General features: G+C 73.7%; 19 protein-coding genes and 1 pseudogene. 11 read left to right on the plus strand and 9 right to left on the minus strand.

Annotated elements, in window-relative coordinates; translation table 11 throughout:
• Positions 1 to 44 precede the first annotated feature (44 nt).
• On the plus strand, positions 45 to 878 hold the full coding sequence (locus tag NP064_RS00540) for an ABC transporter ATP-binding protein (RefSeq protein ID WP_227568449.1): 834 nt from the start codon (positions 45 to 47) through the stop codon (positions 876 to 878).
• Positions 878 to 3,451, plus strand: coding sequence for an ABC transporter permease (locus NP064_RS00545; RefSeq protein WP_227568448.1), 2,574 nt, complete (start codon positions 878 to 880; stop codon positions 3,449 to 3,451). The genes NP064_RS00540 and NP064_RS00545 overlap by 1 nt, the downstream gene beginning before the upstream one ends.
• Before the next feature lie 9 nt (positions 3,452 to 3,460).
• Here NP064_RS00545 and NP064_RS00550 read toward each other — a convergent pair whose 3' ends face one another.
• The 4 genes and pseudogenes from NP064_RS00550 to NP064_RS00565 form a co-directional block, all read right to left on the minus strand.
• The gene (locus NP064_RS00550) at positions 3,461 to 5,134 is read right to left on the minus strand and encodes an alpha-amylase family protein (RefSeq protein WP_227568447.1); all 1,674 of its coding nucleotides are present in this window, start codon (positions 5,132 to 5,134) and stop codon (positions 3,461 to 3,463) included.
• Positions 5,131 to 6,180 (minus strand): annotated as a pseudogene (locus tag NP064_RS00555) (TIGR03885 family FMN-dependent LLM class oxidoreductase); the annotation flags it as partial. The pseudogene NP064_RS00555 and the gene NP064_RS00550, both read right to left, overlap by 4 nt.
• Positions 6,152 to 7,453 carry a multidrug effflux MFS transporter gene (locus NP064_RS00560; RefSeq protein ID WP_227568445.1) on the minus strand — a complete coding sequence of 434 codons (1,302 nt, stop codon included), beginning with the start codon at positions 7,451 to 7,453 and terminating at the stop codon, positions 6,152 to 6,154. The gene NP064_RS00560 and the pseudogene NP064_RS00555, both read right to left, overlap by 29 nt.
• Before the next feature lie 42 nt (positions 7,454 to 7,495).
• The gene (locus NP064_RS00565) at positions 7,496 to 9,004 is read right to left on the minus strand and encodes an MFS transporter (protein ID WP_227568444.1); all 1,509 of its coding nucleotides are present in this window, start codon (positions 9,002 to 9,004) and stop codon (positions 7,496 to 7,498) included.
• Positions 9,005 to 9,333: 329 nt separating this feature from the next.
• Between NP064_RS00565 and NP064_RS00570 the strand changes: the two genes are divergently transcribed.
• The 5 genes from NP064_RS00570 to NP064_RS00590 all read left to right on the plus strand — a co-directional run bounded on the left by NP064_RS00570 (position 9,334) and on the right by NP064_RS00590 (position 13,873).
• Positions 9,334 to 10,191 (plus strand): DUF4190 domain-containing protein, encoded by an 858-nt coding sequence (locus NP064_RS00570; RefSeq protein ID WP_227568443.1) that lies wholly within the window; start codon positions 9,334 to 9,336, stop codon positions 10,189 to 10,191.
• Between the two features lie 134 nt (positions 10,192 to 10,325).
• The gene (locus NP064_RS00575; protein ID WP_227568442.1) at positions 10,326 to 10,793 is read left to right on the plus strand and encodes an NfeD family protein; all 468 of its coding nucleotides are present in this window, start codon (positions 10,326 to 10,328) and stop codon (positions 10,791 to 10,793) included.
• Between the two features lie 96 nt (positions 10,794 to 10,889).
• Positions 10,890 to 12,371 (plus strand): SPFH domain-containing protein, encoded by a 1,482-nt coding sequence (locus NP064_RS00580; protein WP_227568441.1) that lies wholly within the window; start codon positions 10,890 to 10,892, stop codon positions 12,369 to 12,371.
• An 89-nt stretch (positions 12,372 to 12,460) separates the two neighbouring features.
• Positions 12,461 to 13,153, plus strand: coding sequence for an LmeA family phospholipid-binding protein (locus tag NP064_RS00585; protein ID WP_227568440.1), 693 nt, complete (start codon positions 12,461 to 12,463; stop codon positions 13,151 to 13,153).
• A gap of 3 nt (positions 13,154 to 13,156) precedes the next feature.
• Positions 13,157 to 13,873: a M50 family metallopeptidase gene (locus tag NP064_RS00590; RefSeq protein ID WP_227568439.1), complete on the plus strand. Its 717-nt coding sequence runs from the start codon at positions 13,157 to 13,159 to the stop codon at positions 13,871 to 13,873.
• A gap of 123 nt (positions 13,874 to 13,996) precedes the next feature.
• Here the strand turns inward: NP064_RS00590 and NP064_RS00595 are convergent, their stop codons facing one another.
• Together NP064_RS00595 and NP064_RS00600 are read right to left on the minus strand one after the other, a co-directional pair.
• A complete protein-coding gene (locus NP064_RS00595; RefSeq protein WP_227568438.1) occupies positions 13,997 to 15,916 on the minus strand; it encodes a heavy metal translocating P-type ATPase in 1,920 nt (639 codons plus the stop codon).
• A 106-nt stretch (positions 15,917 to 16,022) separates the two neighbouring features.
• The gene (locus tag NP064_RS00600) at positions 16,023 to 16,700 is read right to left on the minus strand and encodes an HNH endonuclease family protein (protein ID WP_227568437.1); all 678 of its coding nucleotides are present in this window, start codon (positions 16,698 to 16,700) and stop codon (positions 16,023 to 16,025) included.
• A 202-nt stretch (positions 16,701 to 16,902) separates the two neighbouring features.
• Between NP064_RS00600 and NP064_RS00605 the strand changes: the two genes are divergently transcribed.
• Together NP064_RS00605 and NP064_RS00610 are read left to right on the plus strand one after the other, a co-directional pair.
• Complete coding sequence (locus NP064_RS00605) at positions 16,903 to 17,904, plus strand: TIGR03557 family F420-dependent LLM class oxidoreductase (protein ID WP_227568436.1); 1,002 nt, start codon at positions 16,903 to 16,905, stop codon at positions 17,902 to 17,904.
• A gap of 70 nt (positions 17,905 to 17,974) precedes the next feature.
• Positions 17,975 to 18,340, plus strand: coding sequence for a hypothetical protein (locus NP064_RS00610; protein WP_227568435.1), 366 nt, complete (start codon positions 17,975 to 17,977; stop codon positions 18,338 to 18,340).
• Between the two features lie 7 nt (positions 18,341 to 18,347).
• Here NP064_RS00610 and NP064_RS00615 read toward each other — a convergent pair whose 3' ends face one another.
• A complete protein-coding gene (locus tag NP064_RS00615; RefSeq protein WP_227568434.1) occupies positions 18,348 to 18,860 on the minus strand; it encodes a hypothetical protein in 513 nt (170 codons plus the stop codon).
• A gap of 152 nt (positions 18,861 to 19,012) precedes the next feature.
• Between NP064_RS00615 and NP064_RS00620 the strand changes: the two genes are divergently transcribed.
• On the plus strand, positions 19,013 to 19,267 hold the full coding sequence (locus NP064_RS00620) for a TM2 domain-containing protein (RefSeq protein ID WP_227568433.1): 255 nt from the start codon (positions 19,013 to 19,015) through the stop codon (positions 19,265 to 19,267).
• A 51-nt stretch (positions 19,268 to 19,318) separates the two neighbouring features.
• Here NP064_RS00620 and NP064_RS00625 read toward each other — a convergent pair whose 3' ends face one another.
• Positions 19,319 to 20,530: an exonuclease domain-containing protein gene (locus NP064_RS00625; protein WP_227568432.1), complete on the minus strand. Its 1,212-nt coding sequence runs from the start codon at positions 20,528 to 20,530 to the stop codon at positions 19,319 to 19,321.
• A gap of 266 nt (positions 20,531 to 20,796) precedes the next feature.
• Here NP064_RS00625 and NP064_RS00630 point away from each other — a divergent pair, with 266 nt between their 5' ends.
• Positions 20,797 to 21,420 carry a hypothetical protein gene (locus NP064_RS00630; RefSeq protein ID WP_227568431.1) on the plus strand — a complete coding sequence of 208 codons (624 nt, stop codon included), beginning with the start codon at positions 20,797 to 20,799 and terminating at the stop codon, positions 21,418 to 21,420.
• A gap of 75 nt (positions 21,421 to 21,495) precedes the next feature.
• On the opposite strand, the gene NP064_RS00635 is transcribed toward NP064_RS00630, so the two are convergent.
• The gene (locus NP064_RS00635) at positions 21,496 to 22,431 is read right to left on the minus strand and encodes an FKBP-type peptidyl-prolyl cis-trans isomerase (protein WP_227568430.1); all 936 of its coding nucleotides are present in this window, start codon (positions 22,429 to 22,431) and stop codon (positions 21,496 to 21,498) included.
• Between the last annotated feature and the right edge of the window lie 40 nt (positions 22,432 to 22,471).

Consider the following 22,471-nt stretch of genomic DNA (forward strand, 5'->3'; position numbering starts at 1 on the left):
GGATCTCGCCGGCATGGGCCGCGAGCACCCGCGGGAGGTCAGCCATGACGCATGCCTCACCCGGTGGAACGGCGCAGCCGGTCGTGGCCGGCGGCCCGATCGCTCGGGCCCGCGGCCTGGTCAAGACGTACGGCTCGGGGGACACGGCGGTCCGCGCGCTCGACGGCGTCGACGTGGACTTCGGTCGCGGCGAGCTGACCGCGATCATGGGGCCGTCCGGATCGGGCAAGTCGACGCTCATGCACTGCATGGCGGGGCTCGACCGGCCCACCGAGGGATCGGCCGAGGTCGACGGCGACGACGTCAGCCGGATGAGCGAGCGCCGGCTCACCAAGCTGCGCCGCACCCGGCTCGGGTTCGTGTTCCAGGCCTACAACCTGGTGCCGACGCTGACCGCCGGGGAGAACATCACGCTGCCCCTGGACATCGCGCGCCAGCCTGTGGACCGCGACTTCTTCGACACGGTGGTCGACGCCGTCCGGCTCCGCGACCGCCTGCACCACAAGCCCTCAGAGCTGTCCGGCGGCCAGCAGCAGCGCGTCGCGTGCGCTCGGGCGCTGATGTCGCGGCCCGCCGTCGTCTTCGCGGACGAGCCCACCGGCAACCTGGACTCCGAGTCCTCTGCGGAGGTGCTGGGGTTCCTGCGCCGGTCGGTGGACGACCTGGGCCAGTCGGTGGTGATGGTCACCCACGAGCCGACCGCGGCCGCGTACGCGCACCGGGTGCTCTTCCTCGCGGACGGGCGCCTGGTCGGGGAGCTGGTGGACCCCACCCCGGCCACGGTGCTCGAGGCCCTGGGCTCGATGAGCGGGCTCCCGCCCGAGGGCCTGGACGGCTCCGGGGACCCCGGCCGCCCCGCCCGACACCAGGCGCCCTGATGCTCCGGGTCGCGCTGCGGGGCATCGGCGCCCACCCCGTGCGCTTCCTGCTCACCATGCTCGCGGTGGCGCTGGGCATCGCGTTCGTGGCGGGCACCTTCGCCCTGCGCACCATGCTCTCCTCGACGTTCACCGACATCGTCGAGACGTCGATGCTCGGCGACGCGTACGTGCGCGGCGCTGATCGCGCCCCCGGGGAGTCCACCGTCGGCGGCGAGACCTCGGATGCCCGCAACCAGGTGCCCATCGGGCTGGCCGACGTGGTGGCGGGCGTCGACGGCGTCACCGCGGCGCTGCCCGACCTGAGCGGGCCGGTGGTGCTGGTGGGCGCCGACGGCACCGCCGTGCAGAGCACGCAGGCGCCCAGCTTCGCCGTGGTGCTGTACCCGCAGTCGCGGGGCGTGGACGTGGTCGCGGGGCGCCTCCCGGAGCAGCCGGGCGAGGTGGCCCTCGAGCACTCGACCCTCGAGGCGTCCGGGCTGGCGGTGGGGGACACCACCACCGTGGTGCTGGGCGGCGCGCTGCAGAGCGTCCAGGTGGTCGGCGACGTGGACGCCGTGAGCTCCGCCGCGGGCGCCACGCTCGTGTACCTCGACCCGGCGACCGGCCGCGCGCTGTTCGCCCCCGACGGCATGGTGTCCACGATCGCGGTGTACGGCGAGCGCGACCTGAGCGAGGCGGCGCTGACGGACAGGCTCGCGCCGGTGGTGCGGGACGCGGCGCCGGCGGACGCCCCCGCGCAGGCCGTCACCGGCGACGACGCGCGCGCCGAGTCGCGCGCGGCCGTCGAGGCGATCCTCGGCTTCGTGCTGACATTCCTGCTCGTGTTCGCCGCGATCTCGCTGTTCGTCGGGGCGTTCATCATCGCCAACACGTTCGCGATGTCCGTGCGCCAGCGCACCCGCGAGTTCGCCCTGCTGCGCGCTGTGGGCGCCTCGCCCACACAGGTGCTCGTCTCGATCCTGCTGCAGGCCGCGGTCATCGGCGTGATCGGCGCCGCGCTGGGCATCGCGGGCGGACTCGCGCTGGTCGAGGTGCTGCGCCGCGTCCTGGAGTCGATGGGGATGACGCTCACGGGCAGCATCCCGCTCAACGCCTCCACGGTGGCGATCTCCCTGGGCGTCGGCACGCTGGTCAGCCTCGTCGCGGCGTTCGTGCCGGCACGTCGGGCCGCCGTGGTGCCGCCCGTGGAGGCGATGCGCGACGAGTCGACCGCCCCGGAGCGGCCCCTGCGCCTCAGGGCTGTCGTGGGGGCCGTGCTGGCCCTGCTGGGAGCGGCCGGGGTGCTGGCCGCGGTGTGGCGCCCCGAGGCCGACGGCGCGCCGCAGCTGCTCGGCTACGGGGCCGCCGGGGTGGTGCTCGGCATGCTCCTGCTGGCCCCGGTGATCGCCCGGGCGAGCATCGGGACCCTGGCCACGCCGTTCGTCGCGTGGATCAAGCCGGTGGGGCGCCTAGCCCGGGGCAACGTGGTGCGCAACCCGCGGCGCACCGCGAACACCGCCGGCGCGCTGATGATCGGCATGGCCCTGGTCGGGGCGGCCGCCGTGATCGCGGCCTCCACCACCGCGTCGACCCAGGCGATCGTGGCCCGCGAGGCCACCACCGACTACATCCTCAGCACGCCCGCGTCAGGGACCATCCCCACCGACGCCCTCACGGCGGTGCGCGCGCTGCCCGATGTCGCCGCCGCGGACGCCTTCTACGCCGGCCAGGCGCTGGTCCGCGGCCCCGAGGGTGACGAGTCGGGGGTGCTGCTCGCGGGGATCGACCCGGCCACCATCGGCCGCAGCCTCCAGGTCGAGGAGGTCGAGGGCAGCCTGCGGGACACCCTCGAGGACGACGAGGTCGCGGTGCAGCGCGGGGCCGCGAAGGACGAGGGCTGGCAGGTCGGCGATCGGATCACGCTCACCGGCGGCTCGGGCTCCCGGGAGCTGCGCGTCGGCGCGATCATCGACTCGTCGGCGATCCCCTCCCCGCTGGTCGTCTCGCCCGAGGTCTTCGACTCGCTCGTGCCCGCGGTCGAGCGCGCCATCCCGACGGTGTTCGTCACCGCGGCCCCCGGGGCCGACGTGGACGGCCTGCGCGCGCAGCTCACCGAGGCCGTCCGGCCCTACCTGGTCGTCTCCGTGCTCGACACCGAGCAGTTCGTCGCCGGGCTCGCGGACCAGGTCAACCAGGTGCTGGTGATCCTGTACGCGCTGCTCGGGCTCTCGATCGTCATCGCGGTGCTGGGCATCGTCAACACGCTCGCGCTGTCGGTGATCGAGCGCACCCGCGAGATCGGCCTGCTGCGCGCCGTCGGGCTCGGGCGGCTCCAGCTCGCCGGCACCGTGACCATCGAGTCGATCCTCACCGCCGTGTTCGGCACCGTGGTCGGTCTCGCCGTGGGCGTCGCGCTCGCCTCCGCGATGCCCACGGTCTTCGCGGACGACGGGCTCACCGACCTGGCCGTGCCGTGGGTGAGCCTGCTCGGCATGGTGCTGCTGGCCATCGTCGTCGGGGTGCTCGCCGCGCTGTGGCCGGGCCTGCGCGCCGCCCGGCTGCCGGTGCTCGACGCCGTCAGCTACGAGTAGCCCGCCCGGTCACACCAGCCGCCGCGCCCCCGGTGTCACCACGCGCAGCCACCGGTAGCCGTAGCCCTCCAGGGCCACCTCCACCGAGCCGCGCTCGTCGCACGCCAGCGACCCGTGGTCCAGCAGGTCCACCAGCTCGGTCTCCGCGTCGAGGTCCGGCAGCCGCAGCGGCACGGTCAACGGCTCCGGGCCCAGGTTGTGCACCGCGACGAGGGACCCGTCGTCCCAGGTGGCGCGGTGGGCGAACACCGCGGCGTGCGGCTGGTCCAGCACCTCCACGCCGCTCCAGCCCAGCTCGGGGGACTCCCGGTACCGGCGGATCAGCTGCTGGATGAACGAGAGCAGCGAGTCGGGGTCGTGGCGCTGCTCGGCCACGCTGATGTGCTCGGGCGCGAAGCCGCCCTCCACCACCGGCCCGGGCAGGCGCCGGCGGGCCGCCGTGGAGAACCCGCCGTTCTTGCCCGACGTCCACTGCATCGGCGTTCGCACGGCCATCCGCCCGGGGGCGGCCAGGTTCTCGCCCATGCCGATCTCCTCGCCGTAGAACAGCACCGGGGTGCCCGGCAGCGAGAACAGCAGCGAGTAGGCCATCCGGATCTGCCGGGGGTCGCCCGACAGCATCGGGGGCAGCCGGCGGCGCAGGCCACGGCCGAAGACTTGCATGTCCTCGTCCGGGCCGAACGCCGCGAACACCTCCTGGCGCTCGCCCTCGGTCAGCTTGTCGAGGGTCAGCTCGTCGTGGTTGCGCACGAACGTGGCCCACTGGGCGTCTCGGGGGATGGGCGGGCGGTCGCGCAGCGCCTTCTCGAGCGGGGCCGCGTCGTGCCGGGCCATCGACAGGTACAGGCTCTGCATGCCCACGAAGTCGAACATCATCGTCAGCTCGTCGCCGTCGCTGCTGCCGAAGTACTCCACCTGCTCGGCGTGCGGCAGGTTCACCTCGCCCAGCAGGATCGCGTCGCCGGCGCGGCGGCCCAGGAACGAGCGGAGGGCACGCAGGTAGGAGTGCGGGTCGCCGTCCTCAGAGCCCGGCTCCACCTCGGCGCCCTCGAGCAGGAACGGCACCGCGTCCACCCGGAACCCGGACAGCCCCACCTCGAGCCAGAAGCCCATGACCTTCGCGATCTCGTCCCGCACCTTGGGGTTCGAGACGTTGAGGTCGGGCTGGTGCTTGTAGAACCGGTGCAGGTAGTACTCGCCGGTCTTCTCGTCGAGTTCCCAGATGGACGTCTCCTGGTCGGGGAAGACCACCTCGTGCTGCGTCGGCGGGGGCGGGTCGGAACGCCACACGTAGAAGTCGCGGTACGGGTTGTCCTTGCTGGACCGTGCTGCCTTGAACCAGGGGTGCTTGTCGGAGGTGTGGTTGACCACCAGGTCGGCGATCACGCGTATGCCGCGGTCCCGGGCGGTGCGGATCATCTCGACAAGGTCCCCATGGGAGCCCAGCCGGGGGTCCACGCCGTAGAAGTCCGTGATGTCGTAGCCGTCGTCCTTCTCCGCCGTCGGATAGAACGGCATGAGCCACAGGCAGGTGACGCCGAGGTCGGCCAGGTGGTCCAGGCGCTGCGTCAGGCCGGCGAAGTCGCCTATCCCGTCGCCGTTCCAGTCCATGAAGGTCTCGACGTCCAGGCAGTAGACGACGGCGTTCTTCCACCACAGGTCGCCCGTGTCGGTGATCCTCATGCCGCCACCCCCGCGCCGCTGAGCCGCGGGACCACGTGCTCGCCGAACACGTCCACGAACTCCTCGAGGTGCTGGCCCACGTGGTGCAGGTACACCTGCTCGAAGCCGACGTCCGCGAGCTCGGCGATCTGGTCGGCCAGCCGGCCCACGTCGGAGCCCACCAGGACGGTGCCGCGCACCTGCGAGTCGGGCACGTGCTCGCCGATGATGTCGAAGGCCTCCGGGGAGTCGACGTCCCAGCACACCGGCGGCGCGAAGGTGTTCGTCCGCCACTGGTCGCGGGCGATGGCCATCGCCGCCTGCTCGTCCGGCGCCCAGGACAGGTGCACCTGCAGCGCCAGGTCGCCGCGGCCCCCCGCATCCCGGTAGGCCGCCGCGATCGCGCGCAGCTTCTCGATCGGCTGGTTCGTGGTGATCAGGCCGTCCGCCCAGGCGGCGTGCGCCCGCGCGGTCTCGACGGACACCGCGGGGCCGATGAGCAGCGGGGGGACCTCCGGCAGCGTCCACACCCGTGCCCGGTCCACCGTGACCAGCCCGTGGTGGGTGACCTCCTCGCCGGCGTGCAGCGCGCGGATGACCTCGACGCACTCGCGCAGGCGGGCGTCACGGGCCGCCTTGTCCGGCCACCGGTCGCCGGTGATGTGCTCGTTCGCGTTCTCGCCCGATCCGAGCGCCACCCAGAACCGGCCGGGGAACATCGCCGCGAGCGTGGCCGAGGCCTGCGCGACGATCGCCGGGTGGTACCGCTGTCCCGGGGCGTTGACCACACCCATCGGCAGGTCCGTGGTGGCCAGCGCGGCGCCGAGCCACGACCAGGCGAACCCGGAGTGCCCCTGCCGCTCGCTCCACGGCGCGAAGTGGTCGGAGCACATCGCCGCCCCGAAACCCGCCTCCTGGGCGCGTTGGACCGCGCTGAGCAGCGCGGTCGGATGGACCTGCTCGTGCGAGGCATGCAGCCCGATGGTTGTCATGCCCGACATTCCTACCGGCATCCCGCGCTGCCCGCGCGGCGAGGGGTCAGTCTGTGGCGAGCGGCACGCCGACCGAGGCGCGCCGCTGCATCGGCGCCTCGTCCGGTTCCACGACCATGCTCCGACCCTGCCGCCAGCCGCGGCGCACCAGCAGCAGGAGCAGCGCGGAGACGAGGATCGTGCCGCTCATGAACACGGCCATCACCAGCGGGCTGGGAGGCCCGCCGATCCCGGTGAGCGGCGCGATGACGGCCCCCAGGCCGAACTGCAGGGCGCCGAGCAGGGCCGCGGCCGAGCCTGCGCGGTGCGGGTTCGACTCGAGCGCGATCGCCGGGGCCGAGGGCATCACCAGCCCCACGGTGCCGAGGGTCAGCATCATGAGAAGCGTCAGCGGCCAGAACGGCGCCCCCGCCACCGCGACGGCCACGAGCACCACCGAGACCGCCACCCCGGCCACCACGCCGCCCGCCAGGATCTGCTGCGGCCGGAACCGCCCGACCAGCGCGCCCGCGATCTGCGTGCCCGCGGTGATCGACACCGCGCCCCCCGCGAACACCCAGCCGAATTCCTGGGCGGTGAGCCCGTACCCGTCCTGGAAGACGAACGTGGACGAGGAGACGTAGGTGAACATCGCCGCGAGGTAGAAGGCGGACAGCAGCGCCAGCCCCAGGAAGCCCCGGTCCATCAGCAGCTCGCGGTACGAGCGCAGCGCGGCGACTGTGCCGCCGGTGCGGCGGCGCTCGACCGGCAGGGTCTCCGTCAGCGCCGTCGCGGCGAGCACCAGCAGCGCGGCTCCGACCGCGGCCAGGAACCCGAAGATCAGCCGCCAGGACCCGAAGTGCAGCAGCTGGGCGCCGATGGTCGGCGCGAGCACGGGCGCCACGCCGACCACCAGCATCAGTCGGGCCATGACCTTCGACACCGCGTCGCCCTCGAAGCGGTCACGCACCATCGCCATCGAGAGCACCATGCCCGCGGCGGCGGTGAATCCCTGGACCACGCGCAGCGCGGTGAACACCTCGATGGACTGCACCAGCAGCATCGCGGCCGAGGCGACCGAGTACACGGCCAGCGCCACGAGCAGCGGGCGCCGCCGCCCGAAGGTGTCCGAGAGCGACCCGATCAGCAGCTGCCCCGCCGCCAGGCCCGCCAGGGACGCGGTCAGGGTGAGCTGCACGGCGGCCGATGTGGCGCCCAGGTCGGCCGTGATCTCAGGGAACGCCGCGAGGTAGGTGTCGAACGTGAACGGCCCGATGGCCGTCAGGGCGGAGAGCAGCAGCACCAGCCCGGCGCTGATGCGCGCGCGGGTGGGGGCAGGGGTGAGCCCCGGGTCACGAGCGATGTCCATGAAAGCGACAACCGCCGCGAGGCGGACGGTTCTTCCCAGTGCTCACATCGTGGACAACGGTGGCGACCCGTGCTCGGGAGCCGTGCGCCCGGGCACAGCGCCGGGCGCCGGTGGGCGGGCCCCCAGACCGCGCGCGGGGAGGACGCGCCCCGAGAGGGCTGTGCCGAGCAGTGCGATCGCGGCGGCGACGGCGAACCCGGCGACGAACGCGGAGTCCGAGGACTCACCGCCCAGGGCGGTGAACAAGGACCCGGCCAGGGCCAGGGCGAGGGCCGTCGCGACGGAGTCCATGATCTGCAGCGCGGAGCTGTTGGAGCCCTGCTCGGCGGGGGCCGAGAGCTGCAGGGTCAGCACCGAGGTGGTGGGCATCGCGAGCCCGATGCCGAACCCGGCCAGCGCCCACCCGGCGTAGCCCAGCGCCACCGGGGTGGCGGGCGCCACGAGCAGCGCCGCGAGCACGATGCCGGCCGCCATCCCGAGCGTCCCGCCGCGCAGGAACGTGGTGTCCTTCCACCCGGTGGCGCGCCCGCGCACGGCCGAGCCGAGCGACCAGGTCACCGCCGCGAACGTCAGCACGGCCCCGGCCCCGGACGGGCTGAGGCTGTGCCGGGTCTGCAGCAGCAGCGGCAGGAAGACCTCGCCGCCGAAGAAAGCCGCGCTCATCAGCCCGCGCAGCAGGATCACCGTGGGCAGGCCGCGCCCCGAGCGCAGCGTCCCGACGGGCAGCAACGGCGGCAGGCCGACCACCAGCGCCGCGCCCGCCACGACGATCCACACCACGGCGCTGGCGCCGGACTGCTGGCCGCCGTGGTGCAGGGCGATCACCGCCGTCGCGGCGACCACGGAGAGCAGCAGCAGGCGGCGTGGCCCGGTCCGGCCGCGGGGCTCCGCGGGGGCGTCCTCGTCCTCGGGATCCTCCGCGTCGCGGGGCGCGGGGCCGAGGCCGGCCAGCGCGGGCCGGACGGCGAGCAGGGCGGGGATCGCCAGCGCGGGCACCGCGAGGAACACCCACCGCCAGCCCAGGTGCTCCACCATCAGCCCGGCGATCAGCGGCCCCACCACGCCGGGGATGACCCAGGCGGCGGCGAAGGCCGCGAACACCCGTGGTCGCACCGCCGCGGGGTAGGCCCGTGCGACCACGACGTACATCGCGACGGTCTCGAGGCCTGATCCGATGCCCTGCACCACCCGCCCGACCACGAGCATCGGCATGGTGTGCGCCAGCCCGGCGACGAGCACCCCGGCGACGAACAGCACGACGCCCCACACCAGCGCCGGCCCGGGCCCGCGCCGATCGGCCCACAGGCCCGCCACGGTCATGCCGACCACGCCGGACGCGATCGGCGCGGCGAAGGCCATCGCGTAGAGGCTGAACCCGTCCAGGGCGGCCGCGACCGTCGGCATCGCGGTCGACACGGCCAGGGCCTCGAACGCGGAGAGGCTCGCGAGGGCCACCAGTCCGACCGTCACGATCCGGTGCGCGCCCCGCCATGGGCTGGTGTTCGTCGCCAGTGCGCCGGTCGGCGGCGTAGAGCCCGAGGGCGCGGTCACGATCTCTCCAGAGGAAGGGTGCGGACTGACGGGATGGCGCGATGGCGGGCCGGCTGCCGGCTGCGTCTCGAGCGCCAGGGACAGCGTGCCCCTCGGGTGGCCGCGCGCGCGAATCAGTTTCCCCTCCGTGCCACCGGTCGGACACGCGAACGGGATGGACCACGCGAACGCGCCCGAACCGGCCACATGCCGGACGTCGTCATCGCCGCGGCTACGGGCGTGCTTGGCTCGCCCGCGAGGCGTCTGCCCGCTCTCGACCTCAGCAGCACGATCGCCCCGGCGCACCCCCCATGCGCCCCCTCGCACCCCATGAATCCCCCGGAGAGACCGTGTCCGACTCGCAGGCGACGACCGACCCCACGACACCCGGCCCCGTTCCGCCGGAGGCCGGCCCGGACCAGGGCGACGACGCGCAGGCGGCCGGGCGCGAGGACGCCACGCCGGACGCCACACCGGACGCTGACGAGATGGCGGGCCCGCCGCCCGCCCCCGCCCCCATCGGCACCGACGGTCTGGCCATCGCCGGCCTGATCGTCGCGTTCGTCGCCTGGCCGGTCGGCCTCGCGCTGTCGATCGCGGCGCTGGTGCGGGTGCGTCGCACCGGTCAGGCGGGCAAGGGCCTGGCCATCGGCGGGATCGCCGTCTCGGCGCTCGCCTTCGCCACGACGGTCGCGGTGGCCATCGTCTTCGTCGTCGCGGGCGCGGCGATCGTGCGGGCGGAGGACGCCGTCGTCGCGGTCGAGGCGACCGACCTCGACGAGGCAGAGGCCGGCGCGGCGGCGCCTGGCGCCGTGGAGCCCGAGTCTGCTCCGAGCGAGGCGCCGGTCGAGGCGGCCGCTCCCGTCGTCGAGGGCGGGCTCGCCCTGCCGGCAGCGGTGGCGGGCCTCTCGGGCGTGCCGCGCGGCTGCGAGATCCTGTTCGGCGACGACCCGCACAGCCTCCTGGGCGTCGTGACGGGGGCGGGGGAGGGCGATGTGCCCGAGACGATCCTCGACACCGTGCAGCAGCTCGGCACGGCAGCCAAGGCCGACCTGGGCGCGGAGCACGTGGCGGACGTCGACGCACTGCTCGCGATCTTCGCCCCGGAGACGTACGAGCTGGCGCAGGAGGAGATGACCGCGAAGTACGCCGAGGGCGACGCCGCGGGCAACCGCCTCGCCGTGGTGTGCGGGTTCGGGCTCTCCTGACGCCGGGCGCCCCTCGGCCCAGCCCGGGGCGCAAGTCCGGGCGCTCACCTGAACAATTGACCTGGTAGGCCGCCCGCGGCCTCGTCGGAGCCGTCATACTGACGGCACCCGCCCACCGTCGAAAGCGGCCCCCCGTGCTCCTCTTCTCCGTCATCGGAGGCATCGGCCTCCTCCTGCTCGTCGTCTCGCTCGTGCTGGGCGAGGTCTTCGGCGAGGTGAGCTTCGGCGATGTCGGGCTCTCCGGCTCCGCGATCGGCATCGGCGCCGTGGTCTTCGGCGCCAGCGGCGTGATCGCCGTGGCCAACGATCTGGCCACCGTGTGGACCTACGTCTTCGCCGTGGTGTTCGCGGCGGTCTCCACCGCCGTGGCGCAGGTCATGATCAACCGGCTGGCGGACAGCGAGGACGCCCCGCCGCCTCCGCTCGAGGGCGCCTTCGGCGTCCTGACGGCGACCACCGGCCCCGAGGGCGGCGAGGTGCGGCTCGAAGGGGTCCGTGACCTCGAGAGCCGGCTCGCCTGGTCGGACGAGGTCCTCGAGCCCGGCCAGCGGGTCGTCGTCACCGGGGTCTCCGGCTCGCGCGTGCGCGTCACCAAGGCCTGACCGGCGTCGGCGCGAGGGAGCGCCTGACGCAGCACCACCCTGCAGCACCGTCCCGTTCGCACCGACGAAAGGAGCCCCGGGCCACCGGGGATCGCCATGGCTGACATCTTCTCGGGCGGTGCGGCCGTCATCGCCGTCGCCGCCCTCATCATCGCGTTCTTCGCGGTGATCGCCCTCATCACCAAGCGCATCCGCCGGGTCCCCCCGAACGAGGCCCTGATCATCGTCGGGCGGGGCGCGGGCCGGAACGCCGCGACGCCCGAGGGCGGCCAGCGGGTCATCGTCGGCGGGCGGGTGTTCGTCTGGCCGGTGCTGCAGCAGGGCTTCCCGATCTCGCTCGAGCAGCGCCAGATCGGCATCACCGTCGAGGGTGTGGACCGCAACCGCATCAAGCTCGCCATCAAGGCGTCCATCAACTTCAAGGTCCGTGGCGACGAGGAGGGCGTGCGCCGTGCCGCGCAGCGGTTCCTCTCCCAGCAGGCCACGCTGACCGACGTCATCAAGGAGTCCCTCGAGGGCTCGCTGCGCGCCATCATCGGCGACATGACGATCGAGCAGATCATCTCCGACCGCAAGTCCCTCCAGGACGCGGTCGTCGCCTCGACCAAGACGGACCTGGCCGAGCAGGGCCTGCAGGTCGACCTGCTCAACATCTCCGACATCTCGACGCCCGGCTCCGACTACCTGGCCAACCTGGGCCGCGCCGAGGCCGCCCGCGCGCGGCAGGTCGCCGAGGTCAAGGAGGCCGAGGCGCAGCAGGTCTCGGAGTTCGCCAAGATCCAGGCGATGGAGCAGATCGCCGAGCGTCAGCGCGACCTCTCGTTGAAGCAGGCGGGCATCAAGGCCGAGACCGACCGGGCCAACGCGAACGCCGAGGCCGCTGGGCAGCTCGCCCGCGCCGAGCAGGACCGCCTGGTCGCCACCGAGCAGCGCGAGGCGCTCGCGGAGCAGGCCAAGGTCACTGAGGAGCAGCTCGACATCGACGTCCGCAAGCCGGCTGAGGCCGCCGCGTACGCCGCCGTCCAGCAGGCCAACGCCGAGCGTGACGCCGCGAACGCGGCCACCGAGGCGGACGCGTTCAAGCGGACCCGCATCGCCGAGGCGAACAAGGTCGCCGCCGTGCAGGACGCGGAGGCCGCCGCAGAGGCGACCATCCGGGCCGGCAACGCCGAGCGGGACCGCCAGCTCGCCGAGGCGAAGGCCATCGAGGCGCTGGGCCTGGCCCGCGCCGCCGCGGCCCGCGCCGAGGGCCTGGCCGCCGCCGAGGCCACCAAGGCGCAGGCCGAGGCGCTGCGCGAGCAGGGCGCAGCCGTCCTCGCGCAGCAGGTCATCGGCCTCATGCCGGAGATCGTCCGCGCGGCCGCCGAGCCGATGGGCGCCATCGACTCGCTGACGGTGGTCTCCACGGACGGGGCCTCGTCGCTCACCAAGAACGTCGCCCAGGTGCTCAGCGAGGGCCAGGACGTCATCAAGTCCCTCACTGGGCTCGACCTGAACAGCCTGCTCAGCGGCGTGGCGGGCGGCGCGGCTGCCGGCGCCGTGACGGCCGGCCGCTCGAACGGCTCCCCGACGAGCTGACCTGCGGCAGGCGCACGACCCGGGGCGCCCCGGAGGCCATTCGGCTCCGAGGCGCCCCGCGTCGTCCGCCGACTCCCTACGCTGACCCGATGAGACGACGCACCGGCCTCACCCTGCTCCTCGTGCTCGTGCTGCTCGTGGGCGTCGCGGTGATCGTCGACCGGGTCGCCGCGGCCGCGGCCGAGCGCCTCGTCGCCACCCGGGTGGAGCAGAGCCTCGACGTGACGGGCTCCCCGGAGGTCGATATCCACGGGTTCCCGTTCCTGACCCAGGCGCTGGACGGGTCGCTGGGCGAGGTGACCGCCCGTGCCAACTCCCTCACCCTCGACGGAACCCCTCTGTCGGACGTGGACGTCACGGCCCGAGGCGTCAGCACCCGCACCCCGTACGCGGTGGAGCACGCGGTGGTCACCGGCACGCTCGGCTCCGCGACGCTCGAGCACCTCGTGGCGGAGCGGACTGGCATCGAGATGCGCCTGGCCCCCGAGGGGGACCAGCTGATCGCCATGGGCAGCGCCCTCGGCCTGCCCTGGTCGGCGCACCTGTCCCCGCGCGCGGAGGACGGCGAGATCCGGGTGGACGTGACCGGCGTGGAGCTCGGGGGCGTCGAGATCGCCGCGGCGTCCTTGCCAGGCGGCCTGGGCGACCTGCTCAGCGACCTCGCGATCCCGATCGACGGGCTGCCCGAGGGTATGACGGTCGCGGAGGTGGCCGTGGTCCACGACGGTGTGCGGGTGACCGCCACCGGAACCGATGTGCTGATCCCGACCGGAGGCCGCTGACCTGTGAACGTGCTCCGTGAGATATGGGAGCGTGCCACCACCACGCAGGCCGCCCCGCCGGATGCCGTGGTGCTGGGCGCGATGGCCGTGGCGCTGGTGTGCCTGGCCGTGCCCGTCCTGTGGCACCTGACCCGGCACGTGCTGACGATCGTGCACGAGGGGGCGCACGGGCTCACCGCCGTGCTGACCGGTCGGCGGCTCAGCGGCATCCGGCTGCACTCGGACACCTCGGGCCTCACGCTGTCGGTGGGCAAGCCCCGGGGGCCGGGGATGTTCGCGACCGCGTTCGCCGGGTACGTCGGCCCGGCGATCCTCGGGCTGGGCGCCGCATGGCTGCTGAGCCGTGGCTACGCCGTGGGCCTGCTGTGGCTGCTGGTCCTGGCGCTGGCCTTGCTGCTGGTGCAGATCCGCAACTGGTACGGGCTGTGGTCGGTGCTGGCCAGCGGCGCGGTGCTGGTGGGGGTGACGTGGTGGGGGAGCCCGGAGCAGCAGTCCGCGTTCGCCTACCTGGTGACGTGGTTCCTGCTGCTCGGGGCGCCCCGGGCGGTGCTCGAGCTGCAGTCGTCGCGTCGCCGCAGCCGTGGCGCCACCTCTGACGCGGACATCCTGGCGCGGCTCACCCGGGTGCCCGGCATCGTGTGGGTGGGCGTGTTCCTGGTGGTGTGCCTGGGGGCCCTCAGCCTGGGGGCCACCTGGCTGGCCGGCGAGTTCTTCCGGTAGGCCTGCCGTCCATCTGCCCTGGTCAACGGCCAGATGGGCGGTTTAGGACAGTTGTCCACAACTGTGGACCACCCTGTTCATGACGAATCGCCGCATTCTCGGCCAGGTCGCCGCCAGACCCGCTCAGGCGGTGGCGTGCGTGGCGGCCACCAGCACCGGGCGGGGGGCCGACTCGGCGTCGGCGGGCTCGCTGCGGCGTGGGCTGGAGGCGCGCAGCGCCCACAGGATCGTGGTGAGGTCGACGAGCTCCTGCAGCCCCGCCCCGACGATCGCGGGGATCGCGCCGAACGCCGCGGCGACCATCAGCAGCAGGCTGATGCCCACCCCGATGGCGATGGCCTGCATGGCCACCTGGACCGTCCGGCGCCCGATGCTGACGGCACACGCGGCGCGGTCCACGTCGTCGAGCAGGATCACCACGTCAGCCGACTCGGACGCGGCGGACGAGCCCTTCGCCCCCATCGCGACGCCGACGTCGGCCACGGCCAGCACCGGGGCGTCGTTCACCCCATCGCCGATCATCATCACCGGGCGGTCTGACATCGCCTGCACCGCCGCCACCTTGTCGGCGGGCAGGCAGTCGGCGCGGTACTCGTCGACACCCACCGCGTCCGCCACGTGCCGCGCGGTGGCTTCGGCGTCGCCGGACAGCATCACGACATGCCGCACGCCGAGCCCGCGCAGCCGCGTGACGGTGTGCAGCGCCTCAGGCCGGACCGCGTCGGCCAGGGTGACGACCCCGGCGTAGGCCCCGTCGACGGCCAAGTGCACGGCGAGCTGGCCGGGCTCGAGGTCGGCGGGCTCGACCGCACACCCCTCGCGGGAGGCCGTCGGCTCCACGGCCTCGGCGACGAACCCCTCCTTCCCGACCACCACGGTGTGCCCGTCCACTAGGGCGCTGACCCCGTGGCCGGTGCTCTCCCGCACGTTCTCGGCAGGGCTGAGCCGCAGCCCTCGTTCCCTCGCCGCGCCGACGATCGAGGCGGCGAGCGCGTGGTTGGAGGCCTGCTCGACGCTCGCCGCCAGCCGCAGCAGCTCGTCTGAGGACAGGCCGTCGCTCGGGGTGACCGCCACGACGTCGGGCCGCCCGAAGGTGAGGGTGCCGGTCTTGTCGAACGCGGCTGTCCGGATCCGGGCCAGCTTCTCCAGCGCGCCGCCGTTCTTGACGATGATCCCGTTCCTCGAGGCGCGGGACAAGCCCGCGAGGAACGCGACCGGCGTGGCGATCAGCAGGGGGCAGGGCGTCGCGACCACGAGCACCTCGGCGAAGCGGACCGCGTCACCGGTGACAGCCCACGCCAGGCCCGCGATGGCGAACGCGACGGCGGTGAAGGGGACGGCGACCCGGTCCGCGAGCCGGACGAAGGGCGCCTTGGACTCCGATGCCTCGCGCACCAGCGCGATGATGTGCTGGTACTGGGAGTCGCCCGCAGCGGCCGTGGCGCGCATCCGCACCCCGGTGGTCCCGTTGACCGAGCCGGACAGCAGGCCGTCGCCAGGGACGTGCTCGACGGGCATGGACTCGCCCGTGAGGGAGGACTCGTCGAAGACCGCCGGGAGACCGAGCAGGACGCCGTCGACGGGCACAACCTCCCCTGGTGTGACCATCAGCTCGTCGCCGGGGCGCACCTCGTCCACGGGGACGTCGGCCACCGAGCCGTCGGGTCCCACGGCGTGCGCGGTCCGCGGCGCGGCGTCCAGCAGGGACGCCAGCTCACGGCGCGCCCGCCCCGCCGCGTAGTCCTCGAGCGCGACGCCGCCGGTGAGCATCAGCACGATGACCAGCGCCGCCCACTCCTCGCCGACGGCGACGGTGGCCACGATCGCGGTGACGGCCAGGATGTCGATGCCCCAGGTCCCGGCCCGCAGCTCCCGGATCATCGAGACGGCCTGCACGGCGGCGATGACCAGGGCGTAGCCCGTGACCACCCACCGTGCCGCGTCGTGGTCGCCCACCGCGACGAGGACGCCGCCGAGGGCCGCCACGCCGAGCGTCGCGAGGACCAACGGGTACTGCCGGACGAGCGTGTGCCACCATCGCATGCTTCCGGTTTACGCCGCCGCGAGCGTGGCCGCCAGCAAGGCTAGGCTCCGCTGACCCGGGCCTGCCCGGCGCGCGAGCGGCCGTGAAAGAGAGCGAAAGCGCTGGTCAGCTGGCTGCCGGGGAGGCGGGAGCGGTGACGCAGCGGTCCAGCTCCCGGCTCATCGCCTCCTGCTCGGCGCTGGTCACCCACAGGCCGTAGGCGGCCTTGACGCGGATCTGGCGCACCACGTAGACGCACCGGTAGGCCTTGCGCGGCGGCAGCCAGGTGGCGGCGTCGCCGGCGCCCTTCTGCTGGTTGAGCGAGCCGTCCACGGCCAGCAGGTTCGCGGGGTCGTTCGCGAAGGCGGTGCGCACCTCGTCGGTCCACTGCTGGGCGCCCTTCTGCCAGGCGTCCGACAGGGCGACGACGTGGTCGATCTGGACCTCGCTGCTGCGCTCTCCGCGCTCGAAGGCGATGACCTCGCCGCCGTAGGGGTCGGTGAGGGAGCCGGTCAGCACCGTGCACCCGTCCGTCCCCTCCTTGAAGGTCAGGTCGACCAGGTCCCGGCGGAGGATGTCATTGCGGGTGTCGCAGCCGTTGCGGTCCACGTCCGTCCACGCCGCCCCGAACGCGCTGCGCTCATAGCCGGTCTTCGGGGCGCGGCCCTTCACCGGGAGCCCATCGAGGGCCGCGCGGGCGTCCGCCAGGTCGGTGGCTGTGACGGGCACGTCCGCGCCGGCGCGGGCGTCCTGCCACACCGGCGTCCCGACGCCGATGCCCACCGCGAGGACCAGGAGGAGCACCCAACGGGCGCGAGACGGGGACCGACGGGCAGAGGACGAGCGGCGCGCTCGGGAACGGGGAGATGGCACCACCGAACGGTGCCATACCCGGCGCCCCTCGCGTGCCACGGGCGTGTCCCGCCGCGTCCCGTGTCCGGCCGTCGGACGCCGGCGCCGCGGGGCTCCGGATGCCGCCCTGTCCCCGCGGTGCCACTCTCGGATCATGACTCGCTTTGGCTACACGCTGATGACGGAGCAGAGCGGCCCGCGGGAGCTGGTGCGGTACGCACAGGCAGCGGACCGCGCCGGGTTCGACTTCGTGGCGTCGAGCGACCACTACTCGCCGTGGCTCGCCGAGCAGGGCCACTCCCCGAACGCGTGGCCGGTGCTCGGGGCAGTGGCCCAGGCGACGCGGGACGTCGAGCTCATGACCTTCGTGACGTGCCCGACGATGCGCTACCACCCCGCGGTCGTGGCGCAGAAGGCGGCGACCGTCGCCGTCTTGTCGGAAGGCCGGTTCCAGCTCAACCTGGGAGCCGGGGAGAACCTCAACGAGCACGTGGTGGGGCAGCGCTGGCCGGCGATCGGGGAGCGCCACGACATGCTCGAGGAGGCCCTGGGCATCATCCGCAAGCTGCTCCGCGGGGAGCGCCTGACGGTCGAGGGCACCCATTACCGGGTGGACTCGGCGACCGTGTGGGACCTGCCGGAGTCGCCGATTGCGATCGGCATCGCCGTCTCGGGCCAGCAGTCGATCAGCCGTTTCGCGCCGGTCGCCGACCACATGGTGGGGACCCACCCGGACAAGGAGGCCATCGACGCGTGGGTGGGGATCCGGGACAGCGAGGGCCTGCCAACCTCGCGGGTGTTCGGCCAGATCCCCATCTGCTGGGACCGGGACCGTGACGCGGCGGCGCAGCGGGCCCACGAGCAGCTCAGATGGTTCGTCAACGGCTGGACGGTCAATTCCGACCTGTCGACCCCGGACGCGTTCGCGGCCGTCAGCGAGTTCGTGCGCCCCGAGGACATCGTCGCCAAGCTCCCGTGCGGGCCGGACCTCGACGAGATCGTCGAGGCTGTGTCGGCCTACTGGGACGCCGGGTACACCGACATCGCGCTGCTCCAGGTGGGCGACCAACAGCAGCAGGAGTTCCTCGACGTCGCCGTCGGCCCGTTGCTCGACAAATTGCGCGCTGCGGCGCCGGCATCCGCCCCGGCGCGCTGAGGCGTCGCCCGCCCACCGCCCGCCCACCGCCCACCGACCGCCCACCGCCCGCCCACCGAGAGGAGCCGAGATGGCCGTCCCCACCTTCCAGGACTTCCCGCTCGCCCCGAGGGACCGTGCGTGGGACGGCGCCGCCGCGGAGAAGCGGCTGCGCGCCTTCACCGGGGCCGAGAATGGGCCCAACCAGGCCTACCGCGACGCGTTCCTCTGGTACGACGCGTCACGCAAGGACGAGTTCACGGCGTACAAGCTGCTGATCGCCGACGTCGTCGACGACAGGATCGAGGCTGTGCCCCGCGGCTTCTTCGCCGCGGCGGCGGTGATGGACGGCTCCCGCGGCGGGGTGGACCTGCCCGAGGCGGACATCCCCCGGGTGAAGGGCCAGCTCTCCCGGTACTACCAGAAGCTGGGCGAGGAGCCGCCCTGGGACCGCTAGCGGCGGCTCAGCCGGCCGGATCCGGCGGCCGGGCCTCGTGGCCCGCGAGCCCTCGCGTCCGGTTCCGCTCTTTCATCGCCGCCTCGTGCACGTGCCGGCGGCCGGCGAGGAGCTCGTCGCGCACCGTGCGCTCCCAGTGGCGGAACACCTGCCAGTACGAGTCGTCGTAGTCCTCGACGACCTGGAACGTCCACCGGCCCTGGATCACGTTGCGCCCGTGCAACTCGGCACGCACCTGATCGGCGAGCTCCGGGTGCCCCGCGGCGTCGAGCTGGTCGAGCGCGTCTGCCAGCTCGTTGTCCGCCCGGCCGGTGAGGCGGTGGAAGGCGTACAGCATGCCGCGGGCCTCCTCCGCGACCTCCAGGGCGGCGGTGAGCGCGCCCACCGCCCGCACGGTCGCCTCGTCGGCGCCCGGGGGCGCCTGGTGCGCCTCGTCGGGCTGGTCGGAGGGCGTGCAACCCGCCGCTGACCTGCGGCGGGGATCGTGGGCGGGTCCAGGCGCGGGGGGAGGGGAGGTCATGCCGTTCATGGTGGGCCGGGGTGAGGTTCCGCGCATCTCCAGCGGGACCGGGCCGTGGGCGTGCTTGACCCGTGGGCGCCGTCTAGTGCCCGGGGCTCCGGACCGCTACGTTGCCACCGTTTGTCCCGCCCTCTCACCGATTGGCAGCCACCATGTCTGACACCGCAGCCTCCGGGGCCAGCGTCCTGGACCCCAGCATCAGCACGCGCAGCCGCGCCGCCGCCGCCATCCTCGCGTTCTTCGTGGGCGTCCTCGGCGTGCACCGCTTCTACGTGGGCAAGATCGGCACCGGCATCGCACAGATCCTCACCCTCGGCGGGCTCGGTCTGTGGACGCTCTACGACTTCATCGTCATCGTGATCGGCAAGTTCCAGGACAAGGAAGGCCGCACGCTCACCAACTGGTGACCATGGGTTCACGAGGGGCCCGGCTCGTTCGAGCCGGGCCCCTCGTGAATGTCAGCCCTCGGACTCCCTGGCCAGCATGCCGGTGAACGCGGGCTCGGTGAGGACGGGGATGCCGTGCCGCCGTGCCGTGCGCACCTTGCCGCACAGCGCGTCCGGGTCGGAGGCGACCAGCAGCCGGGTGTCCTGCGTGACGTGCGGCCAGGGGACCAGGCCGGCGGCGCGCGCCAGGCCGTGCCACTCGTCCCGTGGCCGGCTGAGGTCCCCGGTGAAGACCACCTGGTCACCCTCGGCGAGATGGACGAGCGGCTTCGGGAACGGCGTCCCGGGCGGAGCCAGGGCGACGGTCAGGTCGTCGTCGGCCAGGCCGAGCGCGGCCGCGATGTCGTGGAGCTCGGCGACTTCCATGTCGGTGAGCCCGCGGCCGTCGGCCGCGGCGTCGGCCAGCGCCGCCCGCGCGATCGAGCACAGGTAGGCGCGGTGTAGCTCGTCCACCTCCGCGCGGGCCAGCCCGGCCTCGTGCGCGGCGGCGAGCAGCGAGTCACGCTGCCGGGTCGAGAGCGCGCGGTCGAGCAGCGCCTGGTCCAGCAGGTCCAGGTACTCGTCGGCGTGCGGCGGCTCGCTGACCCGCGGAAGCCGGTCCGCGAGGGTCGCCAGCCAGTGGTGCGTCGAGCCGCTGTCGCCTCGGTGCGCCGCACGGGGCTCGGGGACTTCGGGGCCGGGAGCGACCTCGACGGGCAGCGCCAGACTCGCGTCCACGCCGCCCGTGCCCAGGTAGTGGCGGAGCAGCCCCGCGCTGGCGCGCGCGTCGCCCAGCGCGGAATGGGCGCCGTCATACGGCACGCCTGCGAGCTCGCAGCACACGGCCAGGCCGCGCGACGCCCCGGGAAGCCGGTCGCGCGCCAGTCGCATGGTGCACAGGCAGCGCTCCGGGTCCAGGCGCAGGGGGGTGCCGGCGCGGTCCAGCTCGGCGATGAGGAATCGCACGTCGAAGCCGACGTTGTGCCCCACCAGCACGCGGCCGCCGAGGAGCCGCACCAGCCACGGGGCGATCTGCGCGAACGTGGGCGCCAGGGCGAGGTCCGCCGGGGTGATGCCGCGCGCCTGCCCGGCGCCGACCTCACGCTCCGGGTCGACGAGCGTGCACCATTCGCGCTCGACCTGCCCGCGGTCGTCCATGAGCACCACCGCGATCTCGAGGATGCGGTCGTCACGGGTGGCGGAGAACCCGGTGGTCTCGAGGTCGAGGACGGCGTAGCCGGTCATGAGCCCCAGCGTGACACTTGTGTCAGGCCGCGAATGGGGACGAACGGCCCGACACGGGGAGAGCGCGGTCCTCAAATGTCCACCCATCGGACATCTCGAAGATCGCCGGGTGAATCTTCGCGCTGGTCAGCAGCCTGGGATCGGTGTGTCGGCGCGCGCGCACCGTGACGGGTCCACCAGGATCGGGCTAGGCGTGCCGGTGTGACGAGGCGCCAGCACCTTCTGGCGCGCCAGGCGACGGCTCGCGTGCGACAGGGGGCGGATCAGTGGAGATTGTCGAGACAGTCGACGTGGCCGGGATCTGGGAGTCGCAGCTCGAGGCCCGCGCCGGCACCGGCCCGCCCAGCAGCCTGGGTCCGCGCGGCTGGACCCTCCCGGCGGTCGAGGTGCTGGCCCCGTTCACCACGTCCGCCCACGTGCCGTGGGCGTACCACGACTACCGTCCGCTCGGCTCGCGTCGCACCGTGCACGAGGTGAACGGGGACGACGGGCTGGTGCGGTTCGCGGGGCTCGGCGCCGAGGGCGCGCAGCGCCTGCTCGACCTGCTCACCCCCGCCCAGCTCGCGACGACCCAGCGCGACTCCCCGACTCTCGGCGCCGCGCTGCGGGCGGCGGTGCGCTTCCCCGGCGTCGTCGAGGTCCACGGGTACGCGGCCGGCCCGGCGCACGACGACGAGCGGATCACCGCCGAGGGCGTCTTCCTGTACGCACTGCCGGACCTCCACGTGCCGGGATGGCCCCATGACGGCGCCTGCGACTGCACCACACTGTGGGAGGCGGCCCGCGACCGGTACGGCCTCGACGACGCGCGCGGCATGCCCCAGGAGCTGCAGCGCCGCACCAACCGCTGGCGGCCCGGCGAGCACTGCTGGCAGCTCACCTGGGACTGACCCCGCGCGACGAGCCGCCGCGGGCATGAGAAGACCCCGAGGCCCGCAGGGGCCCCGGGGTCTTGTCGTCTCAGATCAGGACGCGGCCAGGATGTCGACCACGAACACCAGGGTCGAGCCGGCCGGGATCGAGCCCGTCGCCTGGTCGCCGTAGCCGAGCTCGGCCGGCACCACGAGGAGCACCTGGCTGCCGACCGTCTGGCCGACGAGGCCCTGGTCCCAGCCCTGGATGACCTGGCCAGCGCCGATCGTCGTCGTGAACTTCGTCTTGCCCCACGAGGAGTCGAACGGGGTGCCGTCCCACAGCCAGCCGCTGTAGTTCACGGTCACGGCCTGCCCGGCCTCGACCGGTGCGCCCGCCCCCTTGATGAGCGGCTGGACCACCAGCGAGGTGGGGGCCTCGCCCGTCGCGGGGGTGATCGACGGCTCGCCGTCCTCCGCCAGCGTCACGGTCGGCAGGCCCTCGGCCGGGGGCACGGCCTCGCCCTCGGCGCGGTCCGGCACGGTCACGGCGTCCGCGACCTCGATGGCCATGATCGTCGCGCCCTCCTCCGCGGTCCCGGGGACGGCGAGCAGGACCCGCGCGCCCACGGACTGCCCGGTGAGCACCTCATTGAGCTGAGGGACGATGCTCGCGTCGCCCAGCGTGATCGACTCCCGCGACGCGCCGTACGTGGTGCCGGCGGGCGAGCCGTCGGCGCCGGAGACCGCGAGGTAGTCGACGCTCAGCACCTGGCCCTCCTCAAGCGCGGCGCCGGAGCCCTCGGACACGACCCGTGCGACGGGCGCCGAGACGGTGAACGGCCACGTGTCGTAGCTGATCGTGGGCTCCGAGCCCAGGTCGCCCTCCACGGAGACCGCCTCGAGGGCCGCGATGTCCTCGGCGGAGGCGGTGGCCTCGGCCGACGTGCTCGCGTCAGGGGACGCCGTCGGGTCTGACCCGCTGCCGCCGGAGCAGCCCGCGAGGAGCAGTGTGAGGGCGACAGTGGTCGCTGCCAGTTGTCGGCGCACGGGTCAATCCTTCAGGTCGGTCGTCCCGTCCCGAAGGGCG

The sequence above is a fragment of the Cellulomonas chengniuliangii genome (assembly GCF_024508335.1).
Lineage (GTDB): Bacteria > Actinomycetota > Actinomycetes > Actinomycetales > Cellulomonadaceae > Cellulomonas_A > Cellulomonas_A chengniuliangii.

Excerpts from the sequence above, each read along its gene's own strand:
- NP064_RS00540 (WP_227568449.1), top strand. The coding sequence starts at position 45 with ATGACGCATGCCTCACCCGGTGGAACGGCGCAGCCGGTCGTGGCCGGC.
- NP064_RS00545 (WP_227568448.1), top strand. The coding sequence starts at position 878 with ATGCTCCGGGTCGCGCTGCGGGGCATCGGCGCCCACCCCGTGCGCTTC.
- NP064_RS00550 (WP_227568447.1), bottom strand. The coding sequence starts at position 5,134 with ATGAGGATCACCGACACGGGCGACCTGTGGTGGAAGAACGCCGTCGTC.
- NP064_RS00560 (WP_227568445.1), bottom strand. The coding sequence starts at position 7,453 with ATGGACATCGCTCGTGACCCGGGGCTCACCCCTGCCCCCACCCGCGCG.
- NP064_RS00580 (WP_227568441.1), top strand. The coding sequence starts at position 10,890 with ATGGCTGACATCTTCTCGGGCGGTGCGGCCGTCATCGCCGTCGCCGCC.
- NP064_RS00585 (WP_227568440.1), top strand. The coding sequence starts at position 12,461 with ATGAGACGACGCACCGGCCTCACCCTGCTCCTCGTGCTCGTGCTGCTC.
- NP064_RS00595 (WP_227568438.1), bottom strand. The coding sequence starts at position 15,916 with ATGCGATGGTGGCACACGCTCGTCCGGCAGTACCCGTTGGTCCTCGCG.
- NP064_RS00605 (WP_227568436.1), top strand. The coding sequence starts at position 16,903 with ATGACTCGCTTTGGCTACACGCTGATGACGGAGCAGAGCGGCCCGCGG.
- NP064_RS00610 (WP_227568435.1), top strand. The coding sequence starts at position 17,975 with ATGGCCGTCCCCACCTTCCAGGACTTCCCGCTCGCCCCGAGGGACCGT.
- NP064_RS00615 (WP_227568434.1), bottom strand. The coding sequence starts at position 18,860 with ATGACCTCCCCTCCCCCCGCGCCTGGACCCGCCCACGATCCCCGCCGC.
- NP064_RS00620 (WP_227568433.1), top strand. The coding sequence starts at position 19,013 with ATGTCTGACACCGCAGCCTCCGGGGCCAGCGTCCTGGACCCCAGCATC.
- NP064_RS00625 (WP_227568432.1), bottom strand. The coding sequence starts at position 20,530 with ATGACCGGCTACGCCGTCCTCGACCTCGAGACCACCGGGTTCTCCGCC.